The sequence below is a fragment of the Enterococcus sp. RIT-PI-f genome (assembly GCF_001297065.1).
Lineage (GTDB): Bacteria > Bacillota > Bacilli > Lactobacillales > Enterococcaceae > Enterococcus_D.
The window spans coordinates 1-14,098 of the sequence record NZ_LHOX01000010.1; the positions used below are offsets into that span (position 1 = coordinate 1).

At 43.2% G+C, this 14,098-nt stretch carries 15 protein-coding genes; 13 read left to right on the forward strand and 2 right to left on the reverse strand.

The window, feature by feature from the left end; all coding sequences use genetic code 11:
* Positions 1-399 precede the first annotated feature (399 nt).
* The 7 genes from obgE to AEQ18_RS03130 all read left to right on the forward strand — a co-directional run bounded on the left by obgE (position 400) and on the right by AEQ18_RS03130 (position 7,708).
* A complete protein-coding gene (obgE, locus tag AEQ18_RS03100; protein ID WP_054114902.1) occupies positions 400-1,713 on the forward strand; it encodes a GTPase ObgE in 1,314 nt (437 codons plus the stop codon).
* 175 nt (positions 1,714-1,888) lie between these two features.
* Positions 1,889-2,464 carry a DUF456 domain-containing protein gene (locus AEQ18_RS03105; RefSeq protein ID WP_054114903.1) on the forward strand — a complete coding sequence of 192 codons (576 nt, stop codon included), beginning with the start codon at positions 1,889-1,891 and terminating at the stop codon, positions 2,462-2,464.
* Positions 2,465-2,536: 72 nt separating this feature from the next.
* Positions 2,537-3,475: a ribonuclease Z gene (gene rnz, locus AEQ18_RS03110; protein WP_054114904.1), complete on the forward strand. Its 939-nt coding sequence runs from the start codon at positions 2,537-2,539 to the stop codon at positions 3,473-3,475.
* 1 nt (position 3,476) lies between these two features.
* Entirely contained in the window at positions 3,477-4,265 is a 789-nt protein-coding gene (locus AEQ18_RS03115; RefSeq protein ID WP_054114905.1) for an SDR family NAD(P)-dependent oxidoreductase, read from the forward strand.
* 12 nt (positions 4,266-4,277) lie between these two features.
* Positions 4,278-4,712, forward strand: coding sequence for a lipopolysaccharide assembly protein LapA domain-containing protein (locus AEQ18_RS03120; RefSeq protein WP_054114906.1), 435 nt, complete (start codon positions 4,278-4,280; stop codon positions 4,710-4,712).
* 171 nt (positions 4,713-4,883) lie between these two features.
* Positions 4,884-7,184, forward strand: coding sequence for a single-stranded-DNA-specific exonuclease RecJ (gene recJ, locus AEQ18_RS03125; RefSeq protein ID WP_054114907.1), 2,301 nt, complete (start codon positions 4,884-4,886; stop codon positions 7,182-7,184).
* A gap of 11 nt (positions 7,185-7,195) precedes the next feature.
* Positions 7,196-7,708: an adenine phosphoribosyltransferase gene (locus AEQ18_RS03130; protein WP_054114908.1), complete on the forward strand. Its 513-nt coding sequence runs from the start codon at positions 7,196-7,198 to the stop codon at positions 7,706-7,708.
* 68 nt (positions 7,709-7,776) lie between these two features.
* On the opposite strand, the gene AEQ18_RS03135 is transcribed toward AEQ18_RS03130, so the two are convergent.
* On the reverse strand, positions 7,777-7,986 hold the full coding sequence (locus AEQ18_RS03135; RefSeq protein WP_054114909.1) for a hypothetical protein: 210 nt from the start codon (positions 7,984-7,986) through the stop codon (positions 7,777-7,779).
* Between the two features lie 126 nt (positions 7,987-8,112).
* A complete protein-coding gene (gene lexA, locus AEQ18_RS03140; protein ID WP_152911875.1) occupies positions 8,113-8,742 on the reverse strand; it encodes a transcriptional repressor LexA in 630 nt (209 codons plus the stop codon).
* Positions 8,743-8,867: 125 nt separating this feature from the next.
* On the opposite strand from lexA, the gene AEQ18_RS03145 reads away from it, so the two are divergent.
* The 6 genes from AEQ18_RS03145 to AEQ18_RS03170 all read left to right on the forward strand — a co-directional run bounded on the left by AEQ18_RS03145 (position 8,868) and on the right by AEQ18_RS03170 (position 14,092).
* Entirely contained in the window at positions 8,868-9,110 is a 243-nt protein-coding gene (locus tag AEQ18_RS03145) for a DUF896 family protein (RefSeq protein WP_054114911.1), read from the forward strand.
* 98 nt (positions 9,111-9,208) lie between these two features.
* Positions 9,209-11,206, forward strand: a complete 1,998-nt coding sequence (gene tkt / locus AEQ18_RS03150; protein ID WP_054114912.1) for a transketolase — start codon at positions 9,209-9,211, stop codon at positions 11,204-11,206.
* Between the two features lie 187 nt (positions 11,207-11,393).
* A complete protein-coding gene (cysK, locus tag AEQ18_RS03155; protein ID WP_054114913.1) occupies positions 11,394-12,323 on the forward strand; it encodes a cysteine synthase A in 930 nt (309 codons plus the stop codon).
* A gap of 164 nt (positions 12,324-12,487) precedes the next feature.
* Positions 12,488-12,922, forward strand: a complete 435-nt coding sequence (locus tag AEQ18_RS03160; RefSeq protein WP_054114914.1) for a Fur family transcriptional regulator — start codon at positions 12,488-12,490, stop codon at positions 12,920-12,922.
* Entirely contained in the window at positions 12,919-13,299 is a 381-nt protein-coding gene (locus AEQ18_RS03165; RefSeq protein ID WP_054114915.1) for a RidA family protein, read from the forward strand. Before AEQ18_RS03160 ends, AEQ18_RS03165 begins: the two co-directional genes overlap by 4 nt.
* A gap of 91 nt (positions 13,300-13,390) precedes the next feature.
* A complete protein-coding gene (locus AEQ18_RS03170) occupies positions 13,391-14,092 on the forward strand; it encodes a DnaD domain protein (protein ID WP_054114916.1) in 702 nt (233 codons plus the stop codon).
* The last annotated feature ends 6 nt before the right edge of the window (positions 14,093-14,098 follow it).

Below are 14,098 nucleotides of genomic sequence, written 5' to 3' on the forward strand. Positions count from 1 at the left end.
GTGCTCATCATGACCGAGACATCAACGCTAGTATCAATATTCTGACCGAAGGTCTAAGAATAAAATCGTTAGCTTAGATAGAATCAAGAACCGTAGGAACTACGGAGATAGCTTGGTAAATAAGAGACACCGCTGTTAGTAAAGAAATAAGCTATCAAGTATGCTCTCTTCCTAAGAAGCTCCCACTTCAAGCGTTAAGAACCGTTAGGTTTAGCTAAGTGGTGAGTAGTTCACGAATTCGCATAAACTAGAAGAAATCAAAGGAAAAGATGGACAAAAGTCCGCTGGGTCGTTACAATAAAATAGGCTTTCTTATAAGAGAAATAGGCACCACTTTTTGTGGGATAACTGATAATCAACTAAACAGAAGGTAACAAAGAAAAGAATGGAGGACAAATCATGTCCATGTTTTTAGATCAAGTAACGATCGATGTGAAAGCGGGTAAAGGCGGCGACGGTATGGTCGCATTCCGCAGAGAAAAATATGTACCCGATGGTGGACCTGCCGGCGGTGATGGTGGTCAAGGCGGTGATGTCGTACTGATGGTCGATGAAGGGCTGCGTACCTTGATGGATTTTCGTTTTAATCGTCATTTCAAAGCAGATCCGGGTGAAAACGGAATGAGTAAAGGCATGCATGGCCGCGGTTCCGAAGATACTTACATCAAAGTCCCTCAAGGCACGACTGTCAGAGATGCAGAGACCGGCGCTTTATTGGGCGATTTGATCGAGCAAGGCCAAACGCTTGTGATCGCTAAAGGCGGTCGTGGCGGACGCGGCAATACGCGTTTTGCTTCACCAAAAAATCCAGCACCAGAATTAGCAGAAAATGGTGAACCAGGTCAAGAAAGAAAAATTGAATTAGAATTGAAAGTCTTAGCAGATGTTGGGTTGGTTGGATTTCCTTCAGTTGGGAAATCGACATTATTGTCTGTGATCTCCTCTGCACGGCCAAAGATCGGCGCCTATCATTTTACAACATTGGTGCCGAATTTAGGGATGGTCACCACATCAGATGGCCGGAGCTTTGCTGTGGCCGATCTGCCTGGACTGATCGAAGGCGCATCACAAGGTGTAGGACTAGGTACGCAATTCTTACGCCATATCGAACGGACACGAGTGATTTTGCATGTGGTCGATATGAGTGGGATGGAAGGGCGCGATCCGTATGAAGACTACTTGGCGATCAATCATGAATTGTCCACGCATAATTTGCGTTTGTTGGAAAGACCGCAAATTATTGTGGCCAACAAAATGGATATGCCGGATGCTGAAGAAAACTTAGCTTTGTTCAAAGAACAATTGGCCAAAGAACAGACGGATGAGTTTGCAGAAGGCCCAATGATCTTCCCAATTTCCGGTGTAACGAGAAAAGGCATCGACAGTCTGTTGAATGCAACAGCTGATTTGATTGAAGTAACGCCAGAATTCTTGTTATACGATGAAGAAATCGAAGAAGATGTGGTACAATATGGCTTCAAATCAGATGAACCTGTCTTCCAAATCGATCGTGAACCGGATGCAACGTGGGTATTAAGCGGCGATAAAATCGAGAAACTGTTCCAAATGACGAATTTTGATCATGATGAAACCGTCATGCGCTTTGCCCGTCAATTACGTGGATTAGGTGTCGATGAAGCCTTACGAGCACGAGGTGCCAAGGACGGCGATATCGTTCGCATCGGTGAATTTGAATTTGAATTTGTTGAATAGGTCTTTGTTTGAACCTGAGTTTAACAAAATAACAAGATGATCTATCATTTTAGACTGCAAAACACTCCTTTTCGATAAGAAAACAGTGAATTGCAGTCTTTTTGGTTTATTTTTTTGCCTAAATCATATACTGTTAAATAAAAGAGATCCATAAAAATGAATAGGAGTGATTTTCATGCCAAAACGTGTGATCGTAATGAATTTTGATGCCAATGCGAAAGCTTTCCAAGCCTTTTCCGAGGTCAAAAAGCTGCATGCCAGCCGAGGGATCAAAGGAGAACAAATGGCGGTCTTGACCCATACCAATACAGGTGTCCATCAATTCAAGATCGAAGATTTTCTTGATTTTACCGGCAGCAACAAAACTTCCACCGGTGGGTTGATCGGGATGTTAGTTGGGATTCTTGGCGGCCCGCTAGGTATTATGCTGGGCTGGTTTGGCGGTAGTATGATCGGTGCCAGCAGAGATGCCAAGGAGATCCAAAATGCCCAAGTATTGTTTGAACATGTTGGACAACAAATTGGCGTAGGCGATACGGGTCTGCTGCTTTTGGCGGATGAAGACGACAATCGGCCATTGAATCAATTGATCATGCAAGAATTAGGCGGCGATATTTCACGCTTTGATTCTGAGGAAGTCGAAACAGAAATCGAAAAAGCCAAAGAGGTTGAAGAACAAGCGCGGGTCCGTGCCCAAGAGGATTGGAAAAATTCTCATGACCAAAACGACACGCAAAATGACACGCACTGATCCATGGAACCTTCGATTGCATATTGCTTTCTTTTCCGCTAAAATTGTGGAGAGATGAAAGGAACGAAGCACATGGAATTAGAATTTTTAGGCACAGGCGCGGGTGTGCCCGCAAAACATCGGAATGTTACAAGTACAGCCCTGCGGTTGTTGGATGAACGCAACGCGGTTTGGTTGTTTGACTGTGGCGAAGGCACGCAAATGCAAATTTTGCGGTCAACGATTCGCCCACGTAAAATTGAAAAAATCTTTATTACCCACTTGCATGGTGATCATATCTATGGATTACCAGGGTTGATCAGCAGTCGTTCTTTTCAAGGTGGCGATACACCATTAGAAATCTATGGCCCAAAAGGCATCAAAGATTTTGTCTATACGATTTTGCGTATTTCACAAACAAAAGTCAGCTATCCTTTGCGCTTGATCGAGATCGAGGAAGAAGGCTTGCTGTTCAAAGACCAGCAGTTCGAAGTATCTTGTCTACGACTTGATCACGGAATAGAAAGTTTTGGCTATCGCATCGTTGAAGCCAGCCATAAGGGTGAATTACAAGTTGATGCGCTTTTGGCCCTAGGTTTGAAACCTGGACCGGTTTTTGGTCGTTTGAAAAAAGGTGAAGTGGTGACGCTTGAAGATGGTCTGGTGATCGACGGATCTGAGTATCTCGGACAGGATAAACAAGGCCGAATCGTGGCAATCTTAGGAGATACCCGTTTATGCCGCAATGCAGTCACCCTTGCCGAAGGCGCGGATGTACTTGTGCATGAAAGCACCTTTAATAAGGCAGAGGCAAAGCTTGCCAGGGCTTATTTTCATTCTACGACATATCAAGCTGCCCAAGTCGCAGCTGATGCTGGCGTGAAAAAATTGTTATTGAACCATATCAGTGCCCGATATGTAGGCAAAGACATTACTGATTTAGCGAATGAAGCCAAAGAGAAGTTTCCCAATACCTTGATTGTAAAAGATTTCGATATTGTCGACATTCCCTTTGCTGGAGAGGACGTTTAGTATGAATTTAGAAAATAAAGTCGTGGTTGTCACTGGGGGTTCGGCAGGTTTAGGCGAACAAATTTGTTATGAAGCTGCGAAACAGGGTGCAATTGTCGTTACCTGCGCCCGCCGGATCAATTTGATCGGCAAAGTCAAAGAACAATGTATGGCATTAAGCGGTAAAGAAGCCTTCGCGTTTCAATTAGATATTGCCAATCCTGAAAGCATTGATCGCCTAGTGGAACGCATCAATGAAGAAGTCGGTCCTGTAGATGTATTGGTCAACAATGCAGGTTATGGGATCTTCCAAGAATTTACAGAGATGGATTCAGAGGTTTTTCACCAAATGTTCGAGGTCAATGTGTTAGGCATGATGGTCTTGACCCAAAAAATCGCCATTCAGATGGCTGAGCAAAAAGCTGGTCATATTATCAATGTTGCCTCGATCGCTGGAAAAATCGCGACACCAAAAACGGCTGTCTATTCCGCAACTAAATTTGCGGTGATCGGTTTTTCTAATGCCTTGCGTTTGGAGTTGAAACCAGTTGGCGTCCATGTCACAACGGTCAATCCAGGACCGATTGAAACCGCCTTTTTTGATCAAGCAGATCCAAGCGGTAATTATTTGGCGAATTTGGGCAGTATCGTGTTGGAACCGAATAAACTAGCCCGAACGATTGTCAAAAACATGATCCATCCTAAACGAGAAATCAATCGACCGCATATTTTTGGTGCCGCAGCGAAACTATACACGTTGTTTCCTAGTATCGGGGATTATATGGCAGGAAGTTTATTTAACAAAAAATAGGAGGTGAAACAGATGAAAAATCAATGGCGGGTCATTGTTGGTATTTTATTGATTTTGGTGGTCGTGTTATTCGCAGTGGCAAATAATATGACGGTACCCATAAATTTTGGTTTTACGACTATCCAATCTCCATTGATTTTGGTCATCATTGGTTCTGCATTACTGGGAGCCTTGATTTTGCTGTTGGTTTCAACAACAGCGATGTTCCGTCAAAAAAAAGAGTTGAAGGAACTACGTAAAAGTCTTACCAAATATCAAACGGAGAACGATCAAGTCCTCAAAGAACAACGGGAAAGCTTAGAACGCGAGTTTAACAACAAACAAGCGGAGTTGGCAGCAAGAGAAAAACAGCTGAGCAATCAGGAAAAACCATTGTTCGAAGAGGCTGTGCAGACGCGTTCTACAGATGAAACAGATGAAATGAAATCTTTCGATTCTCAAGCTTGATCGTTGAATTTGAATAGAGGATGAGATAGCAAAACCACGACTTTCTATTGTCAAAAGGCGAAGACAGAGCATTGATCTAAACCTATTGCCAGAAAGATAAGGCGTGGTTTTTTAGCTTGTTTTCCATTTTTGTCTGAGGTTTGATATAATGAGCGTGTTAGGAGTGATTTGGTGAAACAAGCAAATTTTCTGTGGGTCCAGCCGGAAGTGACTGAGCTATCCCCAGCGTTTAAGGAAATACTACAAACAAATAATATTCCCGAACAGATTGGTCGTTTATTGTGGCAACGAAAAATTCGGTCCGCCGAAGCGTTAGCTGCTTTTTTGCGTCCTGATTTAGATAGATTACATGATCCCTTTTTGTTATATGATATGGAAAAGGCGGTAGCACGGATCCATGAAGCAATCATCAATGAAGAGCAGATCTTGATTTATGGCGACTATGATGCCGACGGGATCACGAGTGCCACTGTGTTAAAAGAAACATTGGAATTGCTTGGTGCTGAAGCCAGCACATATTTGCCAAACCGTTTCACAGATGGGTATGGCCCCAATCTAGAGGTTTATAAAGAGAAAATCGCTTCAGGTATTCAATTGATCGTGACAGTGGATAATGGCGTATCTGGACATGAGGCGATTGCTTATGCCCAACAACAAGGTGTCGACGTGATCGTTACAGACCACCATGAATTGCCGGACACGCTGCCCAACGCCTATGCGATCATTCATCCACGACACCCGCAAGGACAGTATCCATTCGGTGATTTGGCTGGTGTGGGGGTTGCGTTCAAAACTGCTTGTGCATTATTGGAAGAAGTACCATTGGAACTGCTGGACTTAGTTGCGATCGGTACGATCGCAGATATGGTTTCTTTGACCGATGAGAACCGGATCTTGGTCAGCAATGGGTTGAAAATGATCCAACAGTCCGATCGCATCGGATTGAATGAGCTGCTGTCGATCAGTGGCGTCAATAAGCAGCAAGTAACTGAAACGGATATCGGTTTTTCTGTCGGGCCTAGATTGAATGCCATCGGTCGGTTAAAAGATCCTAATCCGGCAGTCACATTGATGACGACTTTCGACCAGGAAGAAGCGAGACAACTCGCCCACGAATTAGATGTCATCAATCAACAACGCAAGTCTTTTGTTGAAGAAATCATGAAAGAAGCCCAACAAAAAATCCACCCCGAAAACGAGGTCCATCTGGTGGTGGGGGATAACTGGCATGAAGGTGTCTTAGGGATCGTGGCTGGCCGTCTGATGCAGCAAACAGGTCGTCCCGTGATTGTCTTGACCAAAAAAGACCAAGGAATCGCTAAAGGATCAGGTCGCAGTGTCGCTGCTTTGAATCTATTTGAGATGCTGTCAACGATGAAAGACCTGTTCGTCAGTTTTGGCGGTCATCATGCAGCAGTAGGTTTGACCATTCCCACGGATGATCTGGATCTGCTGCAAACAGGAATGAATCAGTATGTCCAATCTAAGGCAATCGATTTGCGTCAAGGTATTCCATTACAAATCGATGATACACTGCCTTTGGCGGATGTGACGATCCAATTGATCGAGGCATTGAAATTATTGGCACCATTCGGACTGGGCAATCCATTACCTAAATTCTTGATCAAAGATTTAAACACCAAAAATGCCCGCCAAATTGGATCAGACAATCAGCATTTGAAGTTGGTCATGGAAGATGCTGCGTCGAACCAATTAGATGTGATCGGCTTTGGTTTCGGTGCTGATGCCCCGGAATTTGCCAATGACCATTTATCGTTGGTCGGCCAACTGACAATCAACGAATGGAATGGCAATAGAAAACCGCAATTGATGTTGGAAGACTTTGCAGTTGAAGGGTTTCAACTATTTGATTACCGCTCAAAACGTAACCGTCAAGGCGTATCTTTTGGCAAACAGACATTAAGCATCTCATTCCAGAAAAAACCAGCACCTGAGGCACAACGGCTGGCGCCAATGCTGACAGTATTTGATACATTGCCAGCATTGATCGATTTATATCATGACGGCGGGTACCAGGAGATCGCGTTTTTGGATTGTCCGACAGAGCCGCAGATCATCAAAGAAATCGTTGATGCATTGACTGTCAACCGCATCGATTTCGTTCTGCTTTCTCCAGAAGACGCCTATGTAGATGGTGTTGGTTCCCGTGATCAATACAGCCGGTTGTTCAAGCTGATTCAGCATCAAGCACAATTAGATGTCCGCTATAAACTGAAAAGCATTGCGGATTTCTTAAAATTACCCGAAAAATTATTAATTTTTATGATTCAGGTGTTTTCTGAGCTGGAATTTGTTACAATACAAGATGGCGTTTTGAAAAAAAATGCTGCCCCTGCAAATCATCCATTAACGGATAGCCGTATATATCAACAAAGGCAGCAAATGATCAAGACAGAAGAATTTTTATTAATGAGTGATTTATCGACCTTAAAACAATGGTTGATATCTTAGGAGGAAAAAACATGGATTTAAAAAATTATATTGCGAGTATTCCGGATTACCCTCAAGAAGGCATTATTTTCCGCGATATTTCCCCTTTGATGGCGGATGGCGAAGCATATCGTTATGCGACACAGCAAATCGTTGAATATGCGCAAGAAAAATCAATCGATATGGTGGTCGGACCAGAAGCGCGCGGCTTTATCGTCGGCTGTCCCGTTGCTTATCAATTGGGTGTCGGTTTTGCGCCAGTACGCAAAAAAGGCAAATTGCCTCGTGAAACCATCGAAGCTGAATATGAAAAAGAATATGGTGTAGATGTATTGACGCTGCATGCAGATGCCATCAAACCAGGCCAACGCGTGTTGATATGTGATGACCTATTGGCAACTGGCGGTACAATCAAAGCAACCATTGAATTGGTCGAAAAACTAGGCGGTGTCGTAGTTGGCTGTGCCTTCTTGATTGAATTGATGGATCTTCATGGCAGAGATAAAATCCAAGGTGTCGAAATCAAAACATTGATGGAATATTAAAAAAGTCGGACGTGATGTCCGACTTTTTTTTATTATAATCAAGGGAGCCTTGTGATCGAAGGGAAGGGTTATGGTTCGTAGCGATAGATATCATGATCGTAGTAATGTCTATTTCGTTTGCGTTCAGCTTGTCGGAATTTCTTTTCGTCCCACAACATGAACCATAGCATCGTTAGAGGACAAAAAATCAAAACTGCACTAAGTACGCCAAAATAACCAATAATAATACCCACCAATAATATAAATAAAACAAAACCAAATCGACGAATAGCTTTCATCTTGTTCACTCCTTATATACGAACTAATGTTTGTATACCTATTATACGAATGTTTGTTCGCTTTGTAAAGAGGAAAGAAAAAAATCTTCGAAGATTCGAAGATTTCATTGATATAGCGCATATTGGTCATAAAAAATGTCGATATAATCCAACGACTTGTCCTAAAATCGTGACATCATTGAGGATGATCGGATCCATATAATCGTTCTCTGGTTGTAAACGAATATAGTTCTTTTCTTTAAAGAATCGTTTGCAAGTCGCTTCGTCTTCATCCGTCATGGCGATCACGATATCTCCGTTCTGGGCACTAGACTGCTTGCGGACGATGACTTGGTCCCCATCGAGGATGCCAGCGTTGATCATACTTTCACCACGGATCGTCAGCATGAACAAGCTGCCAGAACTATTGGCTAAATCAGGCGGAATCGGAAAAAAGTCCGATGCTTCTTCGACAGCTAAAATCGGTTCGCCGGCTGTAACGATCCCTAGCATTGGAATCGAAGCTGGTTGAACATCGATTTTTTCAAGACCGGAAGCGGTCAATTCGATCGCTCTAGGTTTCGTTGGATCTCTTAAAATCAAGCCCTTTTTTTCAAGTCGGGACAAATGACCATGAACAGTTGAAGTGGAGGATAACTGAACGGCTTCGCCAATTTCGCGAACAGTCGGCGGATAACCTTTTTCAGTGACACGTGTATGAATAAACTTAAGAATTTCGATCTGTCGATTTTCTGTTCGTTTTGCCAAAACTGACACCTTCTTTCATTTAATAACTAAAGTGTACCATAGGATTGTCAATAATTCAAACAAATGTTCGCTTTTTGTCCTATTGTTTTTATAGCGCAAGTTGTAGTAAAATCAAGGGTAAAGGAGTGACGAAGATGTTATCACCAGAGAAATTAGCGCGCATCAATGCATTGGCAAAAAAGAAAAAAAGTACAGGTCTGACAGATGCTGAAGCAAAAGAACAAAAAATCTTGCGAGAAGAGTATTTAACAGCCTTTCGCGGTGGGATGCGACACCATATCGAAGGCATGAAGATCGTTGACCCAGAAGGAACCGATGTCACGCCAGAAAAATTAAAAGAAATCCAAAAGCAAAAAGGACTTCACGGCAGGGAGTAGTGAAATCCTTTCCAATCTATTGTAATCGATAGAGAAATCACGTATAATTGAAAATAAGTAATAAAGGTAAAAAAAACCTAAATTAGGAGGAACTATCATTGTTTGATAAAATCGATCAATTAGGCGTCAACACATTGCGTACATTAAGTATTGAAGCTGTCCAAAAAGCGAATTCAGGTCACCCAGGTCTACCGATGGGTGCAGCACCTATGGCCTATGCGCTTTGGACCAAACATTTAAAGGTCAATCCAACTACATCTAGAAACTGGGTCGATCGCGACCGTTTCGTCTTATCCGCAGGACATGGCTCCGCATTGTTATACAGTTTATTACATGTATCCGGCTACGATGTGACTGTGGATGATCTGCAAAACTTCCGTCAGTGGAACAGCCGTACACCAGGTCACCCTGAAGTTGACCATACAGATGGTGTGGAAGCAACGACTGGACCATTAGGCCAAGGCATCGCAATGGCCGTAGGGATGGCGATGGCTGAAGCCCATTTGGCTGCCACATACAATCGTGATAGCTACAATGTCATCGATCACTATACGTATGCACTTTGCGGCGATGGCGATTTGATGGAAGGTGTTTCCCAAGAAGCAGCGTCAATGGCGGGCCATATGAAACTAGATAAATTGATCGTTTTATATGATTCAAATGACATCTCCTTAGACGGACCAACATCAAAAGCCTTCACTGAAAATGTCGGCGCACGTTTCGAAGCTTATGGCTGGCAGCATATTTTGGTCAAAGACGGCAACGATTTGGATGCAATCTCTGCGGCGATCGAAGAAGCCAAAGCGGCAACTGACAAACCAACCTTGATCGAAATCAAGACAGTCATTGGCTATGGCGCACCGAACCAAGGCACTTCAGCAGTGCATGGTGCACCGATCGGGGCGGATGGCATTACTGCAGCCAAAGCGATCTACGGTTGGGAATATCCTGAATTCACCGTACCTGAAGAAGTCGCTGCCCGTTTCAAAGAAACAATGATCGATGAAGGACAAAAAGCAGAAGCGGCTTGGAATGACAAATTCGCGTCCTATAAAGAAGCGTATCCAGAGTTGGCAGATCAATTCACAAAAGCGTTCGCAGGCGAATTGCCAAGTGACTGGGATGCAACATTGCCAAGCTATGAAGTCGGCAGTTCACAAGCCAGCCGTGTATCTAGTAAAGAAATGATCCAATCTCTATCAAAAGCGATCCCAAGTTTATGGGGCGGTTCAGCCGATCTATCTGGTTCTAACAACACAATGGTCGCAGCTGAAAAAGATTTTGAACCTGGCCAATATGAAGGCCGCAACATCTGGTTCGGTGTGCGTGAATTTGCGATGGCCGCAGCGATGAATGGAATCCAATTGCACGGTGGAACACGCATTTATGGTGGAACATTCTTTGTCTTTGTAGATTACTTGCGCCCAGCAGTCCGTTTGTCTGCGATCCAACATGCACCAGTCATCTATGTCTTGACCCATGACTCAGTAGCAGTCGGTGAAGATGGACCAACCCATGAGCCAATCGAACAATTGGCCAGTGTCCGCTGTATCCCGAATGTCCAAGTGATCCGACCAGCTGATGGCAATGAAACCCGTGCAGCTTGGAAATTGGCCATGACGACTACGGACAAACCAACTGTTTTAGTTTTGAGCCGTCAAAACCTGCCAGTCATCGAAGGAACAAAAGAACACGCTGATGAACAAGTCGCAAAAGGCGGCTATGTGATTGCAAAACAAAAAGGTGAACAACCAGAAGGAATCTTGATCGCTACAGGTTCTGAAGTCAACTTAGCTGTACAATCACAAGCAAAATTGGCAGAAGAAGGCATCGATGTTGCCGTTGTATCCTTACCAAGTTTCGATTTATTTGAAGCTCAATCGGCAGCATACAAAGAAAGCGTCTTGCCTAAAGCAGTCAAGAAACGCGTAGCGATCGAAGCAGCTTCACCATTTGGCTGGGATCGTTACTTAGGCTGTAAAGGCAAAGTGATCGCCATTGATCATTTTGGCGCCTCTGCACCTGGGGACAAAGTCTTAGCAGAATTTGGCTTTACAGTTGAGAATGTTGTAGATACATTTAAATCAATCAACTAGAATAAGTAACTCTTAGCAAGAAAAGAGGAACACACTTGTCTTATCGCAAAGATAGATGAGTGTGTTTTTTATTCAAAAATGCCAGTAACATGCGTGGGAGTCTATATTTTTTGGAAAGTGCTTACTTTTTATTCGCAATCCCTTGATTTTTTCGGTAGAATGGACATAAGAATTGGAGGGATTTTCAATGACAAAAATCTATCAATCAATCAATGAATTGGTCGGACATACACCTATCGTCAAATTAAATCGTATTGTGGCAGAGGGTTCGGCAGATGTCTATGTTAAATTAGAATTTTTCAATCCAGGAGGCAGTGTCAAAGACCGGATCGCTTTAGCCATGATCGAAAAAGCGGAAAAAGACGGGACACTTAAACCTGGTGATACGATCATTGAGCCGACTTCGGGCAATACTGGGATTGGATTGGCCATGATCGGTACTGCTAAGGGCTATAAAGTTATGCTAGTAATGCCAGAAACCATGAGTATCGAAAGACGCAAAATCGTTCAAGCATATGGGGCTGAACTGGTATTGACACCTGGCTCAGAAGGAATCACAGGTTCTATCAATAAAGCCAAAGAAATTGCAGCCCAAGATGGCTATTTCATGCCACTGCAATTTGACAATCCAGCGAATCCAGAGATCCATGAGAAAACGACTGGTAAAGAAATCGAGGATGCCTTCGAATCAAAAGGATTAGATGCATTTGTTGCTGGGATCGGTACTGGCGGAACGATCACCGGTGCAGGAAAAGAATTAAAACGGGTCTATCCTGATTTGAAAATCTATGGTGTTGAACCAGCTGAATCCGCGATTTTAGAAGGCGGTCAACCTGGTCCCCACAAAATCCAAGGGATCGGTACTGGTTTTGTGCCGAAGGTCTTGGACACGGATATTTTTGATCAAGCAATCGCCGTATCAAGTGAAGAAGCAATGGAAACAGCCCGTGCCGTTGGGCGTCAAGAAGGAATTTTGGTCGGTATTTCTTCAGGAGCTGCGATCCACGCCGCTTTAAAAGTAGCCAAAGATCTAGGGCCAGGCAAGAAAGTCTTAGCCATCGTACCAGATAACGGGGAACGCTATCTATCTACAGCTTTATATCAGTTCGAAGATTGATACAGGGAAAAGCAGGCAAACAAATGCCTGCTTTTCTTATCGAAATAAAAAGCAGCTGTTTGTGAAATAAAGTATCGGAAAAGACCAAAAATAAAGGAAAGCTGTTTGAATTTTTGTTATTTACATAGTATGATAGGAAGGATAAGAGAAATGGAGGAACTCCTGTGAGTACGATTTATGATGAAGCAATCAAAAAGCTCAAACACGAAAATATTCGTATTACACCGCAGCGAGTAGCTATTTTAGAATTTCTAGCCAGCCACGATGCCCATCCGACCGCTGAGGAGATTTACCGTGCGATCGAAGTACATTTTCCTGGTATTAGCGTCGCGACGGTTTATAATAATTTAAGGTTATTCACGGAAATCGGCTTTGTCAAAGAGATGAAATATGGCGATTCGTCGAGTCGTTTTGATTTTACGACGGAACAACATTACCATGCGATTTGTCAAAATTGCGGCAAAATCGCCGATTTTTATTATCCGGGATTAGAAGATGTCGAAATGGCAGCTTCTAAATTAACCGGCTATCAAATCAATAACCATCGCTTAGAAGTATATGGACTTTGTTCCGATTGTAAAGGAGAAGATCAATCATGAAAATTATTTCGACAGATCAAGCACCGCAAGCGATCGGCCCTTATGTACAGGCCAAAATCGCAAATGGATTTTTATTTGCTTCTGGTCAAGTACCATTGGACCCTACAACAGGTGAAGTGGTAGGTACCACGATCGAAGTTCAAACGCAGCAAGTACTGAAAAATATTCGTGCCATATTAGAAGCGGCTGATTTGACACCAGATGCAATTGTCAAAACAACTTGTTTCTTAAAAAATATGAATGATTTCGTGCCATTTAATAATACCTATGCAACCTTGTTTGATCAAACGTTGCCGGCTCGGTCAGCGGTCGAAGTTGCCCGCCTACCGAAAGACGTATTGGTTGAAGTCGAGATCATTGCGGCTGTTGAAGCGTAAATAAAGAACGATAGGGGACGAACGCTTTGGCGCAGTCCCTTTTTTGATGAATCAATCGATACATGTCTTAGAATAGAAAAGAGGATGTTCAGTGATCTCGTTAGAGGATTATTTAGCAAAAGGACAAACGACGATCTCCAATATGTTGCTGGATCATTATCATCAGCTAGGCTTGTCCAATGATGAATTTCTGTTATGGCTGCAATTATTCCGGTTTCATGAACAAGGAAATGATTTTCCTGATTTGCGTGAGATTGCAGCTATTATGGGGAGTGACCAGAAAGAAATTTATCACTGGCTCAACCAATTGTTGAAGAAAAATATCATCAAGCTGGATGCCAAAAAAGATTCTTTTGGAAAAATGACCGATTATTATGATTTTTCCGGCATCTATGGTCGGCTAGAAGCATTGTTGAAGCAGCAAGCCAGCAAACAAGCAGCACAAACAAATGAAGAAAAGGTACGCAATCTTTATCAGTTATTTGAAGGTGAATTCGGGCGGCCACTGTCGGCCATTGAATACCAACGGATCAGCCAGTGGTTAGAAGAGGATCACTATCAACCCGAATTGGTGCAGCTTGCGCTACGAGAAGCGGTGTTGAATCAAGCTTACAGTTTGAATTATATCGATCGGATCTTGCTGTCATGGGAACGCAAGAATATCACGTCAAAAGCGCAAGTCGAAGAAGAACAAAAACGACGCAAAAAACAATTTTTACAAAAAGATTCGTTGCAGCAAGAGGAGGGACCAGCACCGAAGATCCCTATGCACAACTGGCTGGAAGGCGAGTAATAAGAG